Origin of the sequence: Chryseobacterium panacisoli (assembly GCF_008274625.1) — a bacterium.
GTDB classification, from domain to species: domain Bacteria; phylum Bacteroidota; class Bacteroidia; order Flavobacteriales; family Weeksellaceae; genus Chryseobacterium; species Chryseobacterium panacisoli.
Window position 1 is genome coordinate 133,026 of the sequence record NZ_VTRU01000005.1, and the last position, 21,749, is coordinate 154,774.

A 21,749-nucleotide genomic window follows, 5' to 3' on the forward strand; every position below is an offset into this window, starting at 1 on the left:
TTGAATTTTAATCAACTAAAACATCTCCCGTCATGGCAGCCGGTATTTCAACGCCCATTACTTTAAGGATCGTAGGAGCAACATCTCCTAATTTTCCTGGCTTTAAATTCCATGTATGGTCTTTATCCATAACGATAAATGGAACAAGGTTCGTTGAGTGCTGTGTATTAGGAGTTCCGTCCGGATTCATCATTACGTCTGAGTTTCCGTGATCGGCAAGGATAAAAACAGCGTATCCGTTTTCATAAGCGGCAGTGGCTACTTTTTCGATGCACTGATCTACTACTTCAGCAGCTTTTACAGCGGCTTCAAAAACGCCTGTATGCCCTACCATATCTGTATTGGCAAAATTCAGACAAACAAAATCAGCAGTTCCCTGCTCCAATTCCGGCACAATAGCATTCGTAATATCATAAGCTGACATTTCCGGCTTCAGGTCATAAGTAGGAACATCTTTCGGGCTTGGGCAAAGCAGTCTTCTTTCGCCTTCAAATTCTTCTTCTCTTCCTCCTGAAAAGAAGAAAGTAACGTGAGGGTATTTTTCTGTTTCTGCGATTCTGATCTGAGATCTTCCATTCTTTTCAAGAACCTCACCCATTGTTTCCGTCAGCACATTTTCGTCAAAAACAACCTGTACATTCTGGAATGTTTTATCATAATTCGTCAATGTAATATAATAAAGGTTGAGTTTTTTCATAGAGTATTCCGGGAAATCCTTCTGGGAAAGAACTTCTGTAATTTCTCTACCTCTGTCTGTACGGAAGTTGAAACAGATTACTACATCATTATCAATGATTTTTGCTACCGGAACTACATTTCCTGTTGCAGTAGTATTCATTAAAATGATCGGTTTCAGGAATTCGTCTGTAACGTTATTATCATAAGAAGTCTTGATCGCTGCCAAAGCATCAGTTGTTGGTTCGCCTACTCCTTCTACAAGGGCATCATAAGCCAATTTTACACGCTCCCATCTTTTGTCTCTGTCCATAGCATAGTATCTTCCTACCACTGTTGCCAGTTTTCCGGTAGTAGCATCCATATGCTTCTGAAGCTCATCAATAAATCCGAATCCTGAATGCGGATCACAGTCTCTGCCATCGGTAAATGCGTGAACAAAAACGTTCTCATTCAAGCCGAATTCTTTTGCGGCAGTCAATAATCCTTTTAAATGATTGATATGTGAGTGTACTCCTCCATTGGAAACCAAACCGATAAAGTGTACTTTTTTATTTTCTCTTTTTGCATATTCAAAAGCATCCTGAATGACTTTTTCCTGACCCAATGTTCCGTTTTCAACGGCCATATTTAATTTTACCAGGTTTTGGTAAACCACTCTTCCGGCTCCCAGGTTCATGTGCCCAACTTCAGAATTTCCCATCTGTCCGGCAGGCAGCCCAACAGCCAGTCCACTCGCTTCAAGCGTAGTATGTGGAAATTTTTGGTAACAGCTGTCTATGAATGGTGTATTTGCTTTATCTATTGCAGAAACGTCAGGGTTTGTTCCCAATCCCCATCCGTCAAGAATTGCCAGTATTGCTTTTTTTGACATTTTGTAAAACTTTTGTTAGACAAATTTACCTAATTTCCTATGAATAGAAGAATTTGAGGTCTTGAATTTTATTGATAACTGATCATCAACCAGTTCCATTTAAAGTTATATCGTAAAAACCGGATTAATTTGTACACACTTAACCGTGTCAAGGTTTTAAATCTTGACACGGTTGAAAAATAAAATTTCGTTGATTATTTCATTTCATTAATCCGTAAATCTTTTTAATTTTGCGGTATGGATTTACGAGATCAATTGAAGAATCTTTTTCCTGAGCATGAAGAGCAGGATTTTGAGATGCCTGAAGAGCAATTCAAGCAGAAAGAGCCTTTGGTATGCAAATTTGAGAAAAAAGGAAGAAATGGTAAGCCTGTCACGATTGTTGAAGGTTGGGAAGGCAGTGAAGAAGACCTGAAAAAAATCTCAAAGAAAATAAAAACCACCTTAGGTATAGGCGGTTCTGAGAAGGATGGAACGATTATCATTCAGGGGGATAACCGTGATAAAATCATGAATATCCTTAAAGAAATGGGATATAAAACCAAGCGTGTTGGCGGATAGATCTAGAAATAGATCTGCGTATCCGGCAGTAGGGTTTTTAAATTTTCAATTGTAGATTTTTCTATAGGGTTTCCTGTAAGAATCAAAGTCTTCAGATTTTTCAGCTGTTTGATTTCTACAGGAATATCTTTCAGATTATTGTTGGCCAGATTCATGCTGACTACATTCTTCAGCCCTTTTACTTTGGGTGATATTTCCGAGATATTGTTTCCGCTTACATTCAGAAATTCAAGATGCTGAGCTTTGAAAAGGTTTTCCGGAAGTTTGTTGATGGCATTCTGCTGCAGTTCAAGATATTTTAAGTTTTTAGGAAAAGACAGATTTCCAAGATCATTGATCTGATTATCAGAAAGATTCAAAAATTTAAGGTTTCTGATCTGATCCAGTCTGTCTGCAATAAAACTGATCTGGTTTCCCTGAAGGTTAATTTCTTCCAACGTTGCAATATCCATAAGGGCTTCAGGAAAGGTATTCAGATTGTTGGCATCAAAATGCACTACTTTTAAGTTCTGAAGCTTTGCAATATTGGGATTAATGCTTGTCAGACTATTCAGATTCATTGAAAAAGTAGTCAGTTTCTTAAGCCTGCTTACCTCATCCGGAATGTATTTAATGCTGTTTTCATTCACATTTAAAATTTCCAGTTCTTTCAATTCAAAGAGTTCCTGATCCATTTTTTCAAGCTTATTGGCCATGATATTCAGAAAAAATAATGAATCCAGCTTCACAATCTGAGGAGGGAGATTGAACAATCCTTTTTCTCTGAAACTCATACTGTAGACCGTTTTTTTACTGTTTAAAGCATCTTCAATATTGGTAAAAGTAGGATATTTCACCGGATCAATCTGTGCCTTGATCTGAGAAAGTGATAGAATGGAAATAAGTAGGAAAAGCTTTTTCATAAACATAAAAAGGTCTGCCAGCAACAAAAGTCACTGACAGACAAGAATTATAAATAATTTATTTCTTTAAAAGTTTAACTGTTTTCTGGAAACCTCCTTCAGCTTCAATATTTAAAACTAAAACACGAGATCCTTCCAACTGCTGCGTAAAATCAAGGTCCAATACTTTATTGGTTCCGTTGAATTTCTTTGTATAAACAATTTTTCCGTCCATACTGTAAGCTGTCACAGAAATATCTTTCAATCCTTTTTCTGAATTGATTTTTACGATTCCGGAAGTTGGGTTTGGTGCTACCGTTACTGTATTTTCTGCAGTTTTATTGTCGATAGTCCCTAAAGTTCCTTCAGTTCCAAGATTGTTTTTAAGTGCAATAACAATAGTTGCTGATTTTCCTTTATAATTGATTGTATTTCCTGTAGCATCCACATCTGTAGAGATAGTTGAATCCGGATGCTGAATAGAGAAGAAACCAAATTTATGATCAGGCGTAAATGTCAATCCTGTAGGCTCTGAACCAGCAGGCATGGACGCAAATAATCTTACTTTAGGGTTGGCCTGTGTATGATCAGGAGCAATTACCCAGATATAGTTTTTGCCTCCATCCTGAAGTACCCAAAGGTTTCCAAGTTCATCAAAAGTAAGGTTGTCATTTCCATCTCCCCAAGCTTCAGTTTTCATACCTTGAGCGGTATTGAAAGAATACATTGAAGAACCTCCTCCTACAAATGTCTCTACCTGAGAAGCTGTTGTTCCGTTATCCTGTAAACGGTATACTCTGTCTAATCCTTTTGCCGTAAAATAGATTCTTCCATCCAGCGGACTGATATCAACATCTTCTACTCCATTAAACTTCGTTCCACCCAATGACTGAGCAAGTGTTGCTGTATTATTCTGATCCGCTTTGGTTTTATTAGGAACCTGAATCCATGTTGCTGTAGTTCCTACCGGATCTCCTGCAGTTGTTAATCCCTGATCTAATTTTAATACATAAAGATTTCCTGAAGAAAGGTTATTTGGAGTATCCATTACATATTTATAGACCATGTGTGTTCCACCGTCTTCACCATAATAAGCAGTTGTTCCTGCGTTATTCACCACTACGTTTTCGTGATTCATGATTCCCATCTGCCAAAGTTTTCCTTTGGATCCGTCTGTATTTTTAGAAATTACCTGAGCTGTTGCAGGATCAATCTCTACCAGCCAACCGTAATCTTTATATCCGTCATTGTTCACGTCATTGGAAGTCACAGATTCTTCAGCAGTCACTACCGTTCCCCAAGGTGTAATTCCTCCTGAACAGTTTCTGATGGTTTGCACCAGACTTGGATCTGAGAAACTTACCGCCCTTGATTTTGTCAGCTGCCAAAGCTTTGAAATTGCGTTATAATTGATTTCTGCCATGGTAACTCCTCCAGGATTTGTTTCATGGTTTACGGAAAGATATCCGTTGGTACTGCTTCCTGCTTTTGCAACATAAGCTGTAAAGTCATTCTGGCCTCCTACCAAACCTCCACCTTCAGTATAATTGTCTCCTTCTTTTAAAATAAGCTGGTATTTGTGCTCAGCAGGGATGATCAGCTTATCAGTCTGTGCTGTAGGAACAATTGAAGTAAAGCAGCTGATGTGTGTTCCGTTGCAAGTTACCGGGATCGTTGTATTAGTTGTTGTTTTCAGGTAAGCATCAATTCTCAGATCCGAACTGGTTGTACTTCTGTTATGCAATTCTATAGAAAATCTGTTGATACCGTTTACAAATTTTGATTTTGGAATAGAGAAAATATTATAAACACTCTCTGCAGCCCCATCAATAGTTGTACTAGAAAAAGTATTGAATGTAACGGCACCTGCAGGCATGTTGTCTCTTACAACTTCTTCTCCGTTCAGGTATACTATAATACCGTCATCTCTCATTACTCCCAATTCCATAGTATCAGAAAGTGTTGAAAGATCTACTGTAAAATCTTTAGCAAAATAAGCTGTTGTAAGCCCAGAATTGATTGTTGTGGTTACAGGATCTCCGTATCCTAACGGTCCGTTTCCTACCGACCACGTTGAAATATCGTAGGTCTGAGCATTCCATCCCGCAGGCTGAGCCTGATTGTTGTCTTTGTAGCTCCAAGACGCATTCTTATTGAATATCAGAGTCTGTGCCTGGATACCTGAACTGGCCATTATAGCCAACGCTCCCACTGTTAGTAGTTTTTTCTTCATTTTTTATTTGATTTATTAGACACTGCAAAACTATTTTTTTAGAGCTTTGTCTCTGTTAATAGGATTTTAAATATAAATCGGTAAATATTAACTTATCAAAAACCTAATGTTAATGGGATTAATTTTGTGTTAAATGATGTGGGTTACGAGGTTCAAGATTTCGAGATAAGTGATTCTGGTTATGCTGTATTGTAGTACACATATCAGCTGTTCCTTTTATTTTTTTCCGGTATTCTGTTCCACATTCCCGAAATATCATAAACTCATAACTCGAATCCTACACCCCGTCTATTTCGCTTTACTCACATCGGTAAGGGCGTTCAGGAAGGCTATAATCTGATGTATTTCTGTTTCGGTAAGGTTTAACTTATCCGGTGCCAGAGTTTGATTTTTCATTTTTAGTCCTAATCCTTCTCCGCCTCCTTCATTATAAAAGTCAAGAACTTCTTCTAGTGTATTGAAAGCTCCGTTATGGAAATAGGGTTTGGTAAGGGCAATATTTCTGACAGTAACTGTTTTGAATGAATAATCATAAATCCATGATTTTTCCTTTTTCACAGGGCTGTTTCCTCTTCCTAAATCCTGATCAAGCTCTATAGGGAGTTGCTTAATTGGCCTGGCAGGTATTCCCAGCACTTCAGATTCATTTTCATTAAAAAACGGCGGTACCAATCCTGAAAAATGAGGTGCAAAATGGCATGTAGCACAATTGGCTTTCCCCATAAACAGGTTGAACCCTTTTTTCACATCATCGGAAACATTCTTTTCATTCCTCATAAAACGGTCAAAATCACTGTCAAATGAGTACAATGAAGCAACATAAGAGCTTAATGCCTTCGAAAAGTTCTCTTTACTGATCTTTCCATCTTTGAAAGCTGTACGGAAAGCCTTTTTATATTCAGGTTTTGTTTTTAATTTCTGAATAATGCTTTCATAGCTTGTATTGAATTCCTGCTCATTATAAATGACGTGTTCTGCCTGCTGTTCAAGATAAAAAGCACGAAGGTCATAGAAAAACCTCTTGGCAAAAACAGCATTATATAAAGAAGGGGAATTTCTCAGTACAGTTTTTCCTTCCACATTGCTTTGTGATTTTGCTTTAAGATCTGTAAAAGCATTTTCCTGAAGATGGCATGTTGCGCAGCTCATTTTCTCATTGCCGCTTAAATTCTGATCATAGAAAATTGATTTTCCAAGATTGCGGAGTTCAGGGCTGTCTTCTGAGGATTTCAGTAAGGTATAAAAATACGGATCTAAAAAATCGCTGCTGAAAAAATTCTTGTTTCCGACATTCCAACCGGAAAATTCTTTAAGATCATCAGGTCTTCCGTCCCATTTCCCAAATTCTTCATACAAAGGCTGTACATATTTTTTATAAAATTCAATCCTGTCAAAATTTTCAAAATCAGTATTTTTTGAAAGGTAGCTGATGGCTTCCGTTAAAGTCTGATTAGCTTTCTGAGTATTATAATTTTTAAAATAAGCATCATCATTCATGTATTTCTGCATTCCTGAAAAAGCATGGCTTGCTTCCTCAGAAATATTCAAAGAACCGGGAGTATCAAAACCTGTCACTCCCAGAGAATAGATCCTGATCAGCTCAATACGTAAGGGTAATGTCTTGTTGTTGCCCTTGCTTAAGCCATTTTTTAAAGCACTTAGATAGAATCCGGAATAGCTGTTGTATAAAAAAGTAGTAATTGTTTTGATCTTTTCTTTTTCATTTCCTGCTTCCTCTGAAAATATAAGTTCGTCTAACACCTGCAATCCTTCCGGAGGAAGTGTATATGCGGATGTTCCTGCAGCTTCAATATGAAACAAGGGGGCTGCATTCAGATGGGTTTTGGTAAATTCGGGATAATGATAAGCCACATAAAATTCAATTTCTTTGAATGAATTTCTGGTACTGCTCAGTGATTTCTGTAGTTCTTCAAGGGAAATTCGGTCTTCCGAGAACTTATCAACATCTGATTTCAGCTGTTCGAGCTTGGTTTTGAAGTCGGATAACCCTTTATTGACAAATGTATGTTCGCTTTCTCTTCCTTTATAAACAGGATTGAAAGACATTACTGCAAATCCTATCAGAAGGACGATTACAAGCAGTGGATAAGATCTCATGAATTTTTAGCGGCAAAAGTATTAATCTGATGTTATCTTAGTTTTAATAACAGATTAAATAATGTTTATATTTCTGATATTATATTTTTCACTAATTTTAAACCCCGAAATCAAATTCATTATTCTAAAGAAAGCGGTTATTCGAATTACCGGTAAAAAATAATGGTGGGAGATTATTGGGCGAGGATTTTTTTAACATTGAATTCAACACATCAAAAACTAAAATAGTATTATGAAAACAAAATTATGGTTTGCTGTTGCAGCAAGTTTCCTTTCTCTGACTGCATTTTCACAGAAAAAAAAGCAACCGGAACAACAATCAGGAAAGCCTCAGGAAATGGCTGTCTACGCAGAGAAAAAAGGTTCTGATTATTATCTTGTGCGCCTTGAAAAGGATAAAAACATTCCCAATGTGTATGTGTATTCCAATGGTGTTACCAAGCCTTATAAAAATTATTCTGATCTCAAAGATATTGTGGCAGAATTCCCGGGAATGATGACTTCCAACAATTCTACAAAGGAAGAACTGATTTCTATTCTTACAAAAGATAATCATTTCTACGAAATCACGTCACAGCGAAAGGATCCCAAAAACATTGAAAAAACTGTCGTTACGGTATACGAAGTAATGAACGGCCAGAAAAGAATTGTAGAAGAATACAATGATATTTATGAAGTAATGGCATCTCCTTATAAAGACGCAATTATCATTAATTAAAAAAACAAAATTATACATATTATGCTAAACAAACTTGCTGCCTCAGAACTTGTTCTGAATGAAGACGGAAGTGTATACCACCTGAATCTTTTACCTGAAGATATTGCTGACAAAATCATCCTTGTAGGTGATCCTGACAGAGTGGCAAAAGTTTCAAAATACTTTGATACTGTAGAGATCAAAAAAAATAAAAGAGAATTCTATACGCATACAGGAACGCTTCGTGGAGAAAGAATTACGGTAATGTCTACCGGTATCGGAACTGAAAACATCGATATCGTAATGAACGAGCTTGATGCCTTAGTGAATATCGATCTTAAAAATAAAGAATTTAAGACTGAGCATAAAGCTCTTGAACTATTCCGTATGGGAACTTGTGGAAGTGTAAACCCGGATGTACAGGTTGACAATATGCTGGTTACCCAAAATGTAGTAGGATTAGACGGATTGATGCATTTCTATCAGGATTATAACTTCGAGAATGAGTTTTCCAAAGGTTTCTTAGAAAAATTCCCTTACGAAAAAATTAAGCCGATGCTTTACTTCTCAGACTGGGCTGAAGAAATGGGTGATTATTATAAAGATGCCAAATACCATGGAAACACGGCAACATTCCCGGGGTTCTATGCTCCACAGGGAAGACAGCTTCGTTTGAAAGCAGTAGATGACAAATTCCTAGAAACATTGAATGATCTTGGAATTACCAATTTCGAGATGGAAACCTCTGCGATCTATGCGCTTTCAAAATTATTAGGACACAAAGCCATTACCGTAAATAACGTTATCGCCAACAGAAGACGCGGTGAGTTCTCTGCAGACCACCATGCTTCAGAGAAAAACCTTATTGATTGGGTATTGGAAAGAATTATCAAGTAATTAATTCTGTTTACGATAAAATAAAAACTCCGGAAAATATTTCCGGAGTTTTTTGTGTTTTGGCTAAAGCCAATGGTATTTGTTTATTTTAAAAAACGGGCTAAAGCCCGTTCCTATTGAATTTGTATCGTTGAGTTTTGTTCCTTTCACCATGAATAAAGCTCAACACTAACCTCGTCATTCCATACAAATCTTTAAAAATAATGTAGTGATTCCTACGGAATAACAAAGGGGTCAAAAGAAGTTTCGTAGGTAAAAAGGGATAGGAATCGATACAATTATTACAAATGGAAAGTTCTCGGATCAGGATACTGAAATACATAATCCAGCTCAGAAACCAGTTTTGAAGATAAGACCTTTTTCCCTTTTATTTCAAAAACTTCTTCATCAGGAATATTTTTCTGTGCATTAATCACCTGGCTTTTTGCCGGATGAATCGGAGCCGTAATATTATAAAGTTTTGCTTCTGTTTTGCTTTCAATCATTTTTGTAATAATAGCATTGATATCAGCATAATGAATATGATTCACGGCATGATCCATATTGCTCACATTATAGTTTTTCAGCAGCCTGTTGTCTCCCATCAAGCCTCCTAATCTCAGAATATTAAGCTGGGGATATTTGTTTCTCAACATTCTTTCTCCTGATACGCTCTCCAAAGGAACATCTTCTTCTGTAAAGTCTTTTGGAAGATCCGGATACACTCCTGTGGAACTCATCAGGAACATTTGCCCTTTAAAATTTCCGATAAATGATGACAAATTCTGAATTCTGTTATATAGAGAACTTACACAACAGCTTTTTTCAGACACCGGAATAGTAATAATCAAAACATCCATATTTTTAATTTCCTCCCATTCAGAAACAGGTTCTGTCAGCTGATAGTCCGGAAAAGATGCCACGACAGCATTCATTCCTTTGTTATTCAGAGCGCTGGCCTTGCTTTCCGTTGTTGTCGTTGCAGATATGGTATATTTTCCGGATAAGGAAGAAGCGATTTTCTCTCCCAGCCAGCCATAGCCTATAATTCCTATTTTTTTCATATTTCAGATATGGGTTGAATTGATAATATTCCGTCTAAAGAAGCCATCAGCTGAGTTTTTACATCGTCACTCATCCGCATACAGTTTTGAACGGCTTCAGGAATAAATTTTGCTTTTTCTTTGAGTTTTGTGCCATTCTCTGTAAGATGGATCAGTACTACTCTTTCATCTTCTGAGCTGCGGATCCGGATGATCAGTCCGTTTTTTTCCATGCGTTTCAGCAGCGGAGTCAATGTTCCATTATCCAGATGTAGGTGCTCACCGATCTTTCCGATATTCATTCCTCCATATTCCCATAAAACTGTCATGACAAGATATTGAGGATACGTCAATGAAATTTCATCCAGATAAGGTTTATATAAACCTGTGATATATCTGGAAACGGCATAGGTTTTAAAGCATAAATGTTCTGATAAAGGGATCATCGTTTTTTTTAATAAACAAAGATAGAATATTTATATTGTGTACAATATTTTTGTTTAAAATGTTTATTCGTGCAAGTGACAGGAAAAATTAAAACCGTTTAAGCCCAAAATATATTTTATTCCGGGCTATGATTATTTTATTACTTTAGCGAGAGTAAAACTAACCATTGAATATGAAAAATACTAAGCAGCCAGAAATCAATAAACTTTCCGAACTTTCTATTGAGGAACTGACAAAAGAAGAAAAGAAACGTTCTGCAGCTCATATTACATTTTGTATTATTATGGGAATATTAATAGCAGCCTGTATCTATGTTACCATAAAGAAAGGTTTCAATGGAATAACTCCGCTGCCTTTGGCTTTTTTTCCCCTGTACCTGATTATAAGGAATAGCTGGCAAAATGCCCGTAAAGAAATAAGGTCCCGAAAGCTCGACTAAATTCCATACAAATGTCCGGGATGTAAATAAAAAATCATCAAATTCAAATAAAACCAACTATTACTTCCTCGTAAAGCAGTCTTTTATGTGGTCATTGACCATTCCGGTAGCCTGCATATGGGCATAAATTACCGTGGACCCCACGAATTTGAACCCTCTTTTTTTAAGTTCTTTAGAAATAAGATCAGAAATTTCTGTAGTAGCAGGAACGTCTGATAACTTTTCAGGCCTGTTATTAATGGGCTTCCCGCCTGTAAAACTCCAGATATAGCTAGAAAAACTCCCGAATTCTTTCTGAACTTCCATAAATCGCTGAGCATTGGTAACTGCGGCCAAAATTTTAAGCCTGTTTCTGATAATTCCGGAGTTATTCATTAATTCTTCAATCTTCTTCTCTGAATAGGAGGCTACTTTTTTATAATCAAAATGATCAAAAGCGTTTCTGAAGTTTTCTCTTTTAGACAAAATAGTATACCAGCTCAATCCGGCCTGAAAGCTTTCAAGAATCAGGAATTCAAATATTGTTTCATCATCATACACGGGTCTTCCCCACTCTTCATCGTGATATTTTCTGTAGAGGTCATCTTTTTCGCACCATCCACACCGTATATTTTCCATAATTATCAAATTCTAATAAGTTAAAGGTACTATTGATTTGGAAAAAAATAACAAAAGATTATGAAAAGTTTAACAGAGACTCTTTATTTTAGGAATGGTTATTGTTTAATTACTGATACCTAACCAAATTTATAATATTATGAACAATTCAGAGTATAACAAAGCGGAAAATGCAGTAAACAATGTAGAAAATTCTTTACAAAATGCAACGGACAAAGCCAAATGGAAAATCAATGAATTGGCAGATAAGGCTAAAGATTATATTAATGAGAAAAGAGATAATGATCAGGAAGCCAGCCAGGAAGACTGGTTTGACAGGGTAAAAGCTAATGTCTCCGATGCCTGGGAGGATATCAAGGATAAAGCAGATGAGGCATGGGAAAAAACCAAAGATGCGGCAGAGGATGTAAAGGCAGAATGGAATAAGAAAACCAATTAGTATTTCAGTCATATAAATATTTTCAATAAAATGGAGTCTTAAATTGATAAGGCTCCATTTTTTATTATGTCATAACCACAATTATTGCTACATTTGTATTATAATAAACATTAAAGAATTATGTCATACGGTTTACTTAAAGGCAAAAAGGGAATTATTTTTGGAGCCCTTAATGAACAATCTATCGCATGGAAAGTTGCTGAAAGATGCCATGAAGAAGGTGCTGAATTTATCTTATCCAATGCTCCTATTGCTTTAAGAATGGGAGAACTAAATGGTTTAGCAGAAAAAACAGGTTCTGAAGTAATAGGTGCTGATGCTACTTCTATAGAAGATCTTGAAAAACTTTTTGATGCCGCTGTTGCAAAATTTGGAAAAATCGACTTTATCCTTCACTCTATCGGAATGTCTATCAACGTAAGAAAAGGAAAACATTATACAGAAATGAACTACGACTGGTTGGAAAAAGGCTGGGATATTTCCGCTGTTTCTTTCCATAAGGTAATGCGTGTAGCCTGGGAAAAAGACTGCATGAATGAATGGGGAAGTATTTTAGCACTTACATATATTGCTGCTCAGAGAACATTCCCGGATTATAATGATATGTCTGATAACAAAGCTTATCTTGAAAGCATTGCGAGAACTTTCGGAAACTATTGGGGAGAAAGAAAAGTACGTGTAAATACGGTTTCTCAGTCTCCTACAATGACTACTGCCGGTAGCGGAGTGAAAGGTTTCGGAGGATTCCTTGGATATGCAGAAGATATGTCTCCACTAGGAAACGCTACAGCTCTTGAATGTGCAGACTACTGTGTAACTTTATTCTCTGATCTTACGAAAAAAGTAACAATGCAGAACCTTTTCCATGATGGTGGTTTCAGCAGCTCAGGTGTTACTCAGAGAGTAATCAGTAAATATGATGCTGAATAATAATTCATCGAAAAAATAACGAACTGATAACGTTTCGTTTACCATAAAAGAAAACCCATGAATCTGTTTCATGGGTTTTCTTTTTTTTAACAGTCATCAATATTTCTAGCCCGGGAACTCCCCTTCCACATATCCTCCATTCACATATCTGGAAGTATCATTAGTATGCCATACATATACTCCGGCAATCATAATTCCCAAATCCTGTATATAATTGTATACCTCATTCTGCCATTTCCCAAACGGAGGAAGATGATCCCGCAATACCAGAAATTCTTTTAAATATTGATCGTGAATTTCCAGAGCTTTCATGTAAGCATCATGTAATGAGAGTGTATACTCCTTCTGCAAAACTTTTACCAGATTCATGGTATCTCCGTCCCTGTGAATTTCTTTGGGTAAAGAGATGATGTCATTGTGTATACCAATCATTAAAGAACAGAGAGAGTAAATACGCCTGATATGCGGATGTTCGAAAATTTCATCCGGCAGCTGTCTGTATTCTTTCTGTAATACTGCATAATCACAGTATGGCAGTACTCCACTTGTAGCTTCACGAATAAGCAGATACACAGGCAATGGCGGGACAATATTTGCCCGATAGTATGTTTTTTCTTCTGAATAACCTATCAGCACATCCTGAATTGATTTTATAAATCTTCTGTATATACTTTGAGGAATACCGCAATTGAGAGCATCCTGCCTGAGGACCCAGAATAAATGAAAAATACCATTTTCAGAGGGTTCTTCAGAGTTTTCACCGGATAATAATGCAATAACCTGAGCCATTATTCTGTACATTTCATCTCTGCTGCAACGATCAAAATAATCATCCATCATTGCTCCATTTGCTGTATAGTTGGCTAAAGGCCTGAGTTCTGCAATATTTTTAAGGAAAGGGCAACCTTTTGCAGCAATATCTGTCAAATGATGCGATTTATGCTTTTCACGGGCTTCTTTACTTTGAAAAGCGTATTCTTCATCAATCCATTGATAATATTCTTGTCTTTGTTTTTGCAGCTCAGGATGAGTGAAATCCGGAAAAGGGTAATGAGGCCTGGGAAGTAAGTGCAGGCCTGCATAAAATTCTTCATTTGTTGTTGGTTTCATAGTTTTTATTTTAGGAACAGATTAAAATTATTGAAAAAAATCATATAATTCATAAAAAAACAACATATCAAACTATCATACAATAAGTTACGCCTATTTTTTCAAGTCTAAAGATAGAATTTATACAGTGGTATAGAGTATTTAAAATAAACCCGGCGGCCTCTTCGAGGCCGCCGGGTCTGTCAAAAATAATATTAATATGATATTATAAAATTACGGTCTGTATAGAGTGTGCCGGAGCGTTCAGTTTGGCTGCCATTCCTTCTATCCACAGGTTTGTTTCAATATCATTATCTGAATCGTTCATGATCACAGTTACCAACTGTCCGTTTTCGTTCATAAAGGCAGAAGACGTCAGTGCTGCTCTGTTGGAAGAACTCCCTATTCTCTGGGCATTCGGTTTGATATATTTTGAAACATGTCCTATATAATAATATTCATAGGTATAGAAAACCTCTCCGGTTTTGGTATCTGCAATAATCGGGGCAAAACAAAAGTTTCCTTTGTGATTGGGCCCTCCGGTTTCATCCAACAGAATGTTCCAGTCAGTCCATAGTGCATTTCCTTTATTGAAATCATTCAGCATATTTTTGCTGTACAATTCTCCCAGACTTACATCATAGATCTTATCCATACTGAACTGTTCTTTGCATCCTTCCGTGAAGGCCAGGAATTTATCCGGAAAAGCCCTGTGTGTTTCTGCTAAATTGTCAAAAAGCTGCGTTTTATTATTCCATGTTTCATACCAGTGATACCCGATTCCTTGAGCGTATTTTGCAGTTTCCGGATCGCTTAATGTGGTCGTTGCTCTTTGATAGATAAGGTCTCTGTTGTGATCCCAGATCATTACTTTTTTATCTTTATATCCGTTTTTCCAAAGTGTTGGTCCAAGATTCTTTTTCAGGAATTCTCCTTCTTCTTCAGCGGTGTAGATACATGATTCCCAGCTTTGGGTAGCCATTGGTTCGTTCTGAACAGTTAATCCCCAGATATTAATTCCTCTTTTTTCGTATTCCTTAATGAATTTGATATAATAATCTGCCCACGTCTGGTAATATTCATTTTCTAATCTTCCGCCTTTATACAAACTTTTATTTGATTTCATCCAGGCTGGCGGACTCCACGGAGAGAAATAGAAGGTGAAATTATTCCCAATCATTTTCTGGGCTTCTTTGATCATCGGAATCTTATACTTCTCATCATGAGCAACGTTGAACGTTTTCAGGGAAGTGTCATTATCCTCTACATAAGTATAAGAATCACTGGAAAAGTCGCAAGAATTCATATTGGTACGGACAACAGTGTAACCTAATCCGTTTTTGCCAAAATAAGCGTCAAGGATTTCCTTTTGCTTGTTCTTTGGCATTTTATAAAAAGTTTCTGCTGATGCATCGGTAATAGCACCACCAATTCCTATCAGTTTCTGATATTTAAAATTGGGAGCCACAAAAATACAGGCCTCAGTTTCTTTAGGCTGACCGAATTGTTCAAATTTAACGGCTCCTTTATCCGCCATCTTCTCATTCGCTTTCGAGTTGGTAAGGATCACCTTAGCTGTTTTTCCTGCATTCTTTTTCCAATAATTCTGCGCATTAACGTTGATAACAACGCCTACTACAAAACAACTTACAATTAGTTTTCTCATTATTTTTTTTCTGTTTTTGGACCTATTGTCCTCATTTTCATTATTTATTCTGATAGACCCTTACGTAGTCTATATAATACTTCTGTGGAAAAATAGAGTCATCAATTCCTTTCTGTCCTCCCCACATCCCACCTACTGCAAGGTTCACAATAATAAAGTAAGGTCTGTCAAAAGGCCATGCTTCATTATTTTTTTCTTTATTCTCATAGGTGAAAAATTTCTTATCATCTATATAAACATCAATCTTTTCGGGAGTCCAGTCTGCTTTATAGACATGGAACTTTTCGCTGGCATCTTTTACAAACAGAGTATCTGTTTTCTGCGTTCCCTGAATATGATTGTATTTTTTAGTGTGAACGGAAGCATGTATAAAACCCTGATTGTATCCTACATGTTCCATGATATCCAGTTCACCGTCATCCGGCCACTTTTTCATATTCTCGCTCATCATCCAGATTGCCGGCCATGTACCGCGGCCTTTGGGAAGTTTTGCTCTGACTTCTATTGTTCCATATTGAAAAGCAAATTTTCCTTTGGTTAAAAGTCTTGCGGAAGTATATTTATTGTTTTCCCAATTTTCTTTTTTGGCTTCAATGATCAGGTTTCCCTTCTCCATTCTGGCATTTTCTAGCCTGTTTTTGGTATAAAACTGAGCTTCCTCATTTCCAAAACCGCTTCCTCCGGTATCATAATTCCATTTTAATGAATCCGGAAGACCTTTACCATTAAATTCATCATTCCAGATCAGAGTTCTGTGAGCATCAGGTTTGTGCGAGGCACAGTTTAAAGCAAAGAAAAACGAAATCCCTGCTGCACCTATTTTGATGATATTTTTAGCTTTGAGATTCATATATTAGGTTTTAAGTTTTAGCTAAAGCCATTTTCTGATATTTTATTAAGCGGGCTAAAGCCCGCTCCTATTGAATTCAATGCGAATCAATTTATTTTGACCAGCTAATTCTTTTGGTCTGCACATTTTGAGAATTGGTTCCGATCATAATATCGAATTCCCCGCCTTCCCAGTCAAAATTCAGATTGTCATCAAAGAATTTCAAATCTTCCGGTGTCAGCTTAAACTCTACTTTTTTACTTTCTCCTTTTTTGATGAATACTTTCTGGAAACCTTTCAGTTCCTTTACAGGTCTTACTACTTTACCGAAAAGATCTCTGATATAAAGCTGTACCACCTCTTCACCATCATATTTTCCTGTATTGGAAACAGTAACACTGATATTCAGAGCCTGATTTCCTGTAAGGCTTGCGGAACTTAAAACCATATCCGAGTATTTAAAATCGGTATAGCTTAAGCCATATCCAAACGGATATTTCGGATCGTTATCAAGATCTATATAGGCTGAAACATAGTTTCTGTCTGTATTATTTTTTGCCGGCCTTCCGGTATTATAGTGATTGTAATACACTGGAATCTGCCCTTCTGTTCTGGGGAAGCTCATCGGAAGTTTTCCACCGGGATTGACAGTACCAAACAGAACATCCGCAATAGAGTTTCCGGCTTCAGTTCCCAGCCACCATGTGTACATGATTGTAGGGATATTGTCTGCTGCCCAATTGAAGATCAGAGGTCTTCCGGCGTTGATCATCAGAATGATCGGCTTACCTGTTTTGGCAATTTCTTTCAACAGATCTTCCTGAACACCTGTAAACCCAATAGTACTTCGGCTTTTTGCTTCTCCGCTCATCGCATGACCTTCTCCCAATGTCATAATGACCACAACTGCTTTTTTAGCCGTTTCTACAGCTTCTGCAAACTGAGTTTTATCCTGGTCATCAACGTTACAGCCTTTTGCGTAGAGTAAAGTAGAGTTTTTATCCAGTTGATTTTTAATTCCATCAAATTGAGAAACGATTCTTTGATTATCATCTTTAAAAGCAATAGACCAGAAACCATGATTTGCCACTGTTTCTTTACCGAAAGGCCCTATTAGTGCAACTGTTTTTGTAGTTTTTGAAAGAGGGAGAATATTTCCCTGATTTTTAAGAAGAACAATACTTTTTGCACCGAATTCTCTTCCGAATTTTCTGTTTTCCTGATTATCAGTCTGTTCTTTTTGTCTTTTTTCATTGCTAAAACGATAAGGATCATCGAAAAGCCCCATTTCAAATTTCTTAGTTAAAATTCTTCCCGCTGCATCATCTATCAGTTTTGCATCCACTTTTCCTTCTTTCACCAGTTTCGGAAGTTCTGCCATATAGACACGGCTTTCCATATCCATATCACTTCCTCCCTGTATTGCTCTTTCAGCAGCTTCGTTAAAATCTTTGGCATAACCGTGGGGAACCATTTCCCCGATACTTCCCCAGTCTGAAACCACAAAGCCTTTATAATTCCATTTTCCTTTTAGCAGATCTCTCTGAATATATTGATTGGCAGTTGCAGGAATTCCGTTAATATCATTGAAAGAATTCATAAAAGTTGCAACACCCGCTTCTGCAGCAGCTTTAAACGGAGGAAGGTATGTTTCATTCAGCTGTCTGAGGCTCATATCTACAGAATTGTAATCTCTACCACCTACTGCTGCACCGTATGCTGCGAAATGTTTTGCACAGGCCATCACCGCATCAAGGCTTCCCAAACCTCTGCCCTGAAATCCTTTGATCCTTGCCAATCCTATCTTTGTTCCCAGGTAAGTATCTTCACCGGAACCTTCCATTACTCTTCCCCATCTCGGATCTCTGGCAATATCTACCATTGGAGCAAACGTCCAGTGAATCCCATAAGCAGCCGCTTCTGTTGCAGCAATTCTTTCGGATTTTTCTATCATTCCAAGATCCCAGCTTGCCGCCTGTCCCAGATTCACAGGAAATGTAGTGCGATAGCCGTGGATAACGTCCTGCCCGAACAGCAAGGGAATTTTCAGTCTTGACTGCATTGCAAGTTTTTGAAACGATCTGGTTTCTTCTGATCCTGCCACATTCAGCATAGAACCTACTTTTCCTTTTTTAATTTCTTCCAAAACAGCAGCCGAGTTAGAATGCTGAGGCCCTGTGGCGTATTCAAACCCGCTGTATTGCACCATCTGCCCTACTTTCTCTTCCAAAGTCATTTTAGACAACAACTCAGCTACTTTCTGATCAATTGTCTTTTGTCCGTAAGCATTCCATCCAAAAGCGGAAAATGCCAGTAAGAAATACACTCTTTTCATAGTATCAAATTAAAAAATATAGGTTGCTGCAGAACGTCCTGAAATTGTTACAGCAGCGGTTTTCCCGGCAAATTTAATATTAAAATTCTCATCTGAAGGGTTATCATTCTGTACAATTAAAACTATTTTCCCAAATTGAGTCTTAAAGGCTGCAGTGGAAAGTTTATCCGTCTGTGTGGAAGCAATGCGCTGAGATCCTGCCGGAACAAATTTGGATGCATGTGCAATGATATAATAGGAAACATTTCTTGTAAAATTTTCACTGTCAGATACGGTAATTGCTCCTTTACACTCTGTACATCCTCCATCTGTATGCGGCGCATATTTCGGATCATTGGCAAGATTCCATTCCAGCGCAATTTTACTCCAGTTTCTCATAGACCCGATGATAACATTTTTTGTGTGCCAGTTCAAATCTTCGGTAAAGGTTCCTTTGGATCCGGTCCATTGTTCGGTAAAGTATAAATTCTTGTCAGGGAAAGCATCATGTACCGCACTTAAAGCTGAAATATCTCCTTCATATAAGTGAAAAGCAGATCCATCAATATATTGATTAGCTTCAGAATCTCTTAAAATATCAATGGCATATTCAGGTTTGTTGCAATTGTGATCGTAGACAACAATTTTAGTGGTAATTCCATTGGCTTTAAAAACCGGTCCGAGATGGTTTTTAATAAAATCTCCCTGCTTTTCAGACGGCATATATAAACTCGGATTATTTCCCGGGTGTAGAGGTTCATTCTGAGGGGTTACAGCATCAATGGTAATACCTTCTTTTTTCATTCCCTGGATATATTTTACAAAATATTGTGCGTAGGTTCCATAGAATTCAGGTTTTAAGCTGCCTCCTTTTGATTTTCCGTTGTCTTTCATCCAAACCGGAGCAGACCACGGAGCAGCAATGATTTTAATTTTAGGATTGATTGATAAAATCTCTTTCAACATAGCAATCAGATTTTTATCTTTTTCCAAGCTGAATTTTGAAAGAGAAGGATCAGTACTTCCTTCCGGCAAATCATCATATGAAAATACTTCACCATCAAGATCGGAAGCTCCTATACTTAATCTTAAATAACTGATGGAAATTGAGTTTTTGCCATTTCCAAAAAGTTCATTAAGCAGTGTTTTTCTTTTGGAAGGCGACAATCTGTTGATTACCTCAACACTTCCTCCTGTTAATGTATATCCAAAGCCATCAACATATTGAAACTTTTGAGCATCATCAATTTCAATATGTTGAAAGCTGTTGGGAGTATTTACAAATTTAACAGAAGCTTGCTGCTGTAATTTTACACTACCATCACCTTTTGTAAGCCAGTACTGAACTTCATTTCCTTTATTGGAAGCAACTGATGTACACGACAAAGAAAAAAGGGCCACACCACTAAGTAGTGCGGCACCTCTAAAGAAACTATATAAGTTGTGAAACTTCATGTGTTAGTATCCGGGATTTTGTTTTAAAACTGTATTCGGCAATTCATTGAACGGAATTGGAAGAATTTCATTTTTATTGGCTTTAAATCCTTTGAAAGCAAGCTTAGAAGGAGCATCTCCCCATCTGACAAGGTCAAACCATCGGTGCCCTTCTCCTGCAAGTTCTCTTCTTCTCTCATCTTTTATAGCCTGTAAAGAAACCGGAACCGATGCTAATCCAACTCTTGATCTTACCGCATCTAATAAAGCCTGAGCTCTGGCTCCTGCTCCACCTAAAGCTTCTGCTTCCATTAGATATGTATCTGCTAATCTTATTGCAATATAATTCTGACGGAAATTGAGTTCTGCTGGTCCTGGAAGTGAACTTTTTAAAGCATTCGTAGGTAAGTATTTATTTAAGAAATATCCTGTATCAGCAAACGCTGGACTGTAAGTAATTTTACCATCTGCTACCAGTTTTTTTGCATTGAAAACGGTTACATCCAGTCTTGGGTCTCCCTGCATGAAAGTAACAAAATTCTCTGTTACAGTATTAAATGCCCACCCTGAATAGATATCAGGTGCATTATTATTCGGGATGTCTTTTAGTGAATAAGAACGAGGTCCTACCATTACGTTGATAGAGTTTCCTTCATCTTTACCCTGCCCCCAGAATCCCCAATCGGAGTTTCCTTTATTGGTATGCATTACTTCAAGGATAGATTCTGTTGAAAACTTATATGGATCCGATAATTCAGGACCTACTTTAAATAAGTCTGCATAATTGGCTACCAGTTTATATCCATATTGGCTGGTTCCTCCGGGAGTACCATTTACCTCAGCAAACTGTGCTGCTGCCTGAGGCATTTTTTTATCATAAAGATAAATTTTACCTAAAATAGCTCTTGCAGTTCCCTGTGTGATTCTTCCTTTATCATTCCCACTTGATACCATCATCAGATCTGGAATAGCAGCATTGATATCGCTTTCTATCTGAGTATAAACATCACTAGGATTAGCCTGTGGAATATTCCAATAATTATCATCAAACTTTACGGATTTAAGGATCAAAGGAATATTTCCAAACATTCTTAACAGTTCGAAATAATATAATGAACGAAGAACTTTTGCTTCTGCAATATATCTTTTCTTAATATCATCACCCATATTAGCACCCGGAACTCTTTCTATTAAAAGGTTAGCACGTGCTATTCCCTGATAATAGTCTCTCCAGTAACTGGCTGGCATTGTATTCGGGTTAATCATATAGTTATTTAGCCCCTGAATTCCTGCTCCATCATTAGAGTTTCCTCCTCCTGAATAAAAATCATCGGACCCTGCATTAAAGAAAGTAACTGAATTTTCGAATCCGCCGGAATATTTTCTCAAAAGATCATATACTGAAACCAGAGCACTGAAAGACTGCTGCTCATTCTGAAAATACAAATCAGTGTTAAAAGATCCTGAATTCTGTACATCATCCAGATAGGAATCGCTGCAACCCATATTGGTAAAACTCAGACCTGTCAGGAATGCAACAGCAAGTCCTTTATATATAAAATTCTTATTTTTCATTTTGTTAATCA

General features: G+C 37.2%; 19 protein-coding genes. 6 read left to right on the top strand and 13 right to left on the bottom strand.

Annotated features, from left to right (window positions below; translation table 11 throughout):
* Positions 1 to 7 precede the first annotated feature (7 nt).
* Positions 8 to 1,549 (bottom strand): 2,3-bisphosphoglycerate-independent phosphoglycerate mutase, encoded by a 1,542-nt coding sequence (gene gpmI, locus FW781_RS18050; RefSeq protein WP_149388692.1) that lies wholly within the window; start codon positions 1,547 to 1,549, stop codon positions 8 to 10.
* 237 nt (positions 1,550 to 1,786) lie between these two features.
* Between gpmI and FW781_RS18055 the strand changes: the two genes are divergently transcribed.
* Positions 1,787 to 2,110: a translation initiation factor gene (locus tag FW781_RS18055; RefSeq protein WP_103293686.1), complete on the top strand. Its 324-nt coding sequence runs from the start codon at positions 1,787 to 1,789 to the stop codon at positions 2,108 to 2,110.
* A gap of 2 nt (positions 2,111 to 2,112) precedes the next feature.
* Here the strand turns inward: FW781_RS18055 and FW781_RS18060 are convergent, their stop codons facing one another.
* The 3 genes from FW781_RS18060 to FW781_RS18070 all read right to left on the bottom strand — a co-directional run bounded on the left by FW781_RS18060 (position 2,113) and on the right by FW781_RS18070 (position 7,342).
* Positions 2,113 to 3,012 carry a leucine-rich repeat domain-containing protein gene (locus tag FW781_RS18060; RefSeq protein WP_149388693.1) on the bottom strand — a complete coding sequence of 300 codons (900 nt, stop codon included), beginning with the start codon at positions 3,010 to 3,012 and terminating at the stop codon, positions 2,113 to 2,115.
* A 58-nt stretch (positions 3,013 to 3,070) separates the two neighbouring features.
* Positions 3,071 to 5,224: an alkaline phosphatase PhoX gene (locus tag FW781_RS18065; RefSeq protein WP_149388694.1), complete on the bottom strand. Its 2,154-nt coding sequence runs from the start codon at positions 5,222 to 5,224 to the stop codon at positions 3,071 to 3,073.
* 288 nt (positions 5,225 to 5,512) lie between these two features.
* Entirely contained in the window at positions 5,513 to 7,342 is a 1,830-nt protein-coding gene (locus FW781_RS18070; protein WP_149388695.1) for a cytochrome-c peroxidase, read from the bottom strand.
* Positions 7,343 to 7,574: 232 nt separating this feature from the next.
* Here FW781_RS18070 and FW781_RS18075 point away from each other — a divergent pair, with 232 nt between their 5' ends.
* Both FW781_RS18075 and FW781_RS18080 read left to right on the top strand, forming a co-directional pair.
* On the top strand, positions 7,575 to 8,060 hold the full coding sequence (locus FW781_RS18075) for a hypothetical protein (RefSeq protein ID WP_149388696.1): 486 nt from the start codon (positions 7,575 to 7,577) through the stop codon (positions 8,058 to 8,060).
* 21 nt (positions 8,061 to 8,081) lie between these two features.
* Entirely contained in the window at positions 8,082 to 8,936 is an 855-nt protein-coding gene (locus tag FW781_RS18080) for a nucleoside phosphorylase (RefSeq protein WP_149388697.1), read from the top strand.
* 281 nt (positions 8,937 to 9,217) lie between these two features.
* On the opposite strand, the gene FW781_RS18085 is transcribed toward FW781_RS18080, so the two are convergent.
* Together FW781_RS18085 and FW781_RS18090 are read right to left on the bottom strand one after the other, a co-directional pair.
* The gene (locus FW781_RS18085) at positions 9,218 to 9,979 is read right to left on the bottom strand and encodes a Rossmann-fold NAD(P)-binding domain-containing protein (protein ID WP_149388698.1); all 762 of its coding nucleotides are present in this window, start codon (positions 9,977 to 9,979) and stop codon (positions 9,218 to 9,220) included.
* Complete coding sequence (locus FW781_RS18090) at positions 9,976 to 10,404, bottom strand: MarR family winged helix-turn-helix transcriptional regulator (protein WP_149388699.1); 429 nt, start codon at positions 10,402 to 10,404, stop codon at positions 9,976 to 9,978. The genes FW781_RS18085 and FW781_RS18090 overlap by 4 nt, the downstream gene beginning before the upstream one ends.
* Before the next feature lie 173 nt (positions 10,405 to 10,577).
* On the opposite strand from FW781_RS18090, the gene FW781_RS18095 reads away from it, so the two are divergent.
* Positions 10,578 to 10,844 carry a hypothetical protein gene (locus FW781_RS18095; protein WP_149388700.1) on the top strand — a complete coding sequence of 89 codons (267 nt, stop codon included), beginning with the start codon at positions 10,578 to 10,580 and terminating at the stop codon, positions 10,842 to 10,844.
* Positions 10,845 to 10,904: 60 nt separating this feature from the next.
* Here FW781_RS18095 and FW781_RS18100 read toward each other — a convergent pair whose 3' ends face one another.
* A complete protein-coding gene (locus FW781_RS18100) occupies positions 10,905 to 11,462 on the bottom strand; it encodes a DNA-3-methyladenine glycosylase I (protein ID WP_149388701.1) in 558 nt (185 codons plus the stop codon).
* A 139-nt stretch (positions 11,463 to 11,601) separates the two neighbouring features.
* On the opposite strand from FW781_RS18100, the gene FW781_RS18105 reads away from it, so the two are divergent.
* Together FW781_RS18105 and FW781_RS18110 are read left to right on the top strand one after the other, a co-directional pair.
* On the top strand, positions 11,602 to 11,901 hold the full coding sequence (locus FW781_RS18105) for a hypothetical protein (protein ID WP_149388702.1): 300 nt from the start codon (positions 11,602 to 11,604) through the stop codon (positions 11,899 to 11,901).
* Between the two features lie 120 nt (positions 11,902 to 12,021).
* Complete coding sequence (locus tag FW781_RS18110; protein ID WP_062670284.1) at positions 12,022 to 12,831, top strand: enoyl-ACP reductase FabI; 810 nt, start codon at positions 12,022 to 12,024, stop codon at positions 12,829 to 12,831.
* A gap of 105 nt (positions 12,832 to 12,936) precedes the next feature.
* Here FW781_RS18110 and FW781_RS18115 read toward each other — a convergent pair whose 3' ends face one another.
* The 6 genes from FW781_RS18115 to FW781_RS18140 all read right to left on the bottom strand — a co-directional run bounded on the left by FW781_RS18115 (position 12,937) and on the right by FW781_RS18140 (position 21,738).
* The gene (locus FW781_RS18115; protein WP_149388703.1) at positions 12,937 to 13,941 is read right to left on the bottom strand and encodes a terpene synthase family protein; all 1,005 of its coding nucleotides are present in this window, start codon (positions 13,939 to 13,941) and stop codon (positions 12,937 to 12,939) included.
* Between the two features lie 205 nt (positions 13,942 to 14,146).
* Complete coding sequence (locus FW781_RS18120) at positions 14,147 to 15,586, bottom strand: glycoside hydrolase family 30 protein (RefSeq protein WP_149388704.1); 1,440 nt, start codon at positions 15,584 to 15,586, stop codon at positions 14,147 to 14,149.
* Between the two features lie 40 nt (positions 15,587 to 15,626).
* The gene (locus tag FW781_RS18125; RefSeq protein WP_149388705.1) at positions 15,627 to 16,436 is read right to left on the bottom strand and encodes a glycoside hydrolase family 16 protein; all 810 of its coding nucleotides are present in this window, start codon (positions 16,434 to 16,436) and stop codon (positions 15,627 to 15,629) included.
* 91 nt (positions 16,437 to 16,527) lie between these two features.
* A complete protein-coding gene (locus tag FW781_RS18130; protein WP_149388706.1) occupies positions 16,528 to 18,750 on the bottom strand; it encodes a glycoside hydrolase family 3 N-terminal domain-containing protein in 2,223 nt (740 codons plus the stop codon).
* Positions 18,751 to 18,759: 9 nt separating this feature from the next.
* Entirely contained in the window at positions 18,760 to 20,184 is a 1,425-nt protein-coding gene (locus FW781_RS18135; protein ID WP_149388707.1) for a glycoside hydrolase family 30 protein, read from the bottom strand.
* 3 nt (positions 20,185 to 20,187) lie between these two features.
* Positions 20,188 to 21,738, bottom strand: coding sequence for a RagB/SusD family nutrient uptake outer membrane protein (locus tag FW781_RS18140; RefSeq protein WP_149388708.1), 1,551 nt, complete (start codon positions 21,736 to 21,738; stop codon positions 20,188 to 20,190).
* Between the last annotated feature and the right edge of the window lie 11 nt (positions 21,739 to 21,749).

Bases quoted from the DNA above. Each gene is read 5' to 3' on its own strand.
- FW781_RS18085 (WP_149388698.1), bottom strand. From the start codon at position 9,979: ATGAAAAAAATAGGAATTATAGGCTATGGCTGGCTGGGAGAGAAAATC.
- FW781_RS18055 (WP_103293686.1), top strand. From the start codon at position 1,787: ATGGATTTACGAGATCAATTGAAGAATCTTTTTCCTGAGCATGAAGAG.
- FW781_RS18110 (WP_062670284.1), top strand. From the start codon at position 12,022: ATGTCATACGGTTTACTTAAAGGCAAAAAGGGAATTATTTTTGGAGCC.
- FW781_RS18130 (WP_149388706.1), bottom strand. From the start codon at position 18,750: ATGAAAAGAGTGTATTTCTTACTGGCATTTTCCGCTTTTGGATGGAAT.
- FW781_RS18070 (WP_149388695.1), bottom strand. From the start codon at position 7,342: ATGAGATCTTATCCACTGCTTGTAATCGTCCTTCTGATAGGATTTGCA.
- FW781_RS18120 (WP_149388704.1), bottom strand. From the start codon at position 15,586: ATGAGAAAACTAATTGTAAGTTGTTTTGTAGTAGGCGTTGTTATCAAC.
- FW781_RS18095 (WP_149388700.1), top strand. From the start codon at position 10,578: ATGAAAAATACTAAGCAGCCAGAAATCAATAAACTTTCCGAACTTTCT.
- FW781_RS18115 (WP_149388703.1), bottom strand. From the start codon at position 13,941: ATGAAACCAACAACAAATGAAGAATTTTATGCAGGCCTGCACTTACTT.
- FW781_RS18105 (WP_149388702.1), top strand. From the start codon at position 11,602: ATGAACAATTCAGAGTATAACAAAGCGGAAAATGCAGTAAACAATGTA.
- FW781_RS18075 (WP_149388696.1), top strand. From the start codon at position 7,575: ATGAAAACAAAATTATGGTTTGCTGTTGCAGCAAGTTTCCTTTCTCTG.
- FW781_RS18065 (WP_149388694.1), bottom strand. From the start codon at position 5,224: ATGAAGAAAAAACTACTAACAGTGGGAGCGTTGGCTATAATGGCCAGT.
- gpmI (WP_149388692.1), bottom strand. From the start codon at position 1,549: ATGTCAAAAAAAGCAATACTGGCAATTCTTGACGGATGGGGATTGGGA.
- FW781_RS18140 (WP_149388708.1), bottom strand. From the start codon at position 21,738: ATGAAAAATAAGAATTTTATATATAAAGGACTTGCTGTTGCATTCCTG.
- FW781_RS18090 (WP_149388699.1), bottom strand. From the start codon at position 10,404: ATGATCCCTTTATCAGAACATTTATGCTTTAAAACCTATGCCGTTTCC.
- FW781_RS18060 (WP_149388693.1), bottom strand. From the start codon at position 3,012: ATGAAAAAGCTTTTCCTACTTATTTCCATTCTATCACTTTCTCAGATC.
- FW781_RS18100 (WP_149388701.1), bottom strand. From the start codon at position 11,462: ATGGAAAATATACGGTGTGGATGGTGCGAAAAAGATGACCTCTACAGA.
- FW781_RS18080 (WP_149388697.1), top strand. From the start codon at position 8,082: ATGCTAAACAAACTTGCTGCCTCAGAACTTGTTCTGAATGAAGACGGA.
- FW781_RS18125 (WP_149388705.1), bottom strand. From the start codon at position 16,436: ATGAATCTCAAAGCTAAAAATATCATCAAAATAGGTGCAGCAGGGATT.
- FW781_RS18135 (WP_149388707.1), bottom strand. From the start codon at position 20,184: ATGAAGTTTCACAACTTATATAGTTTCTTTAGAGGTGCCGCACTACTT.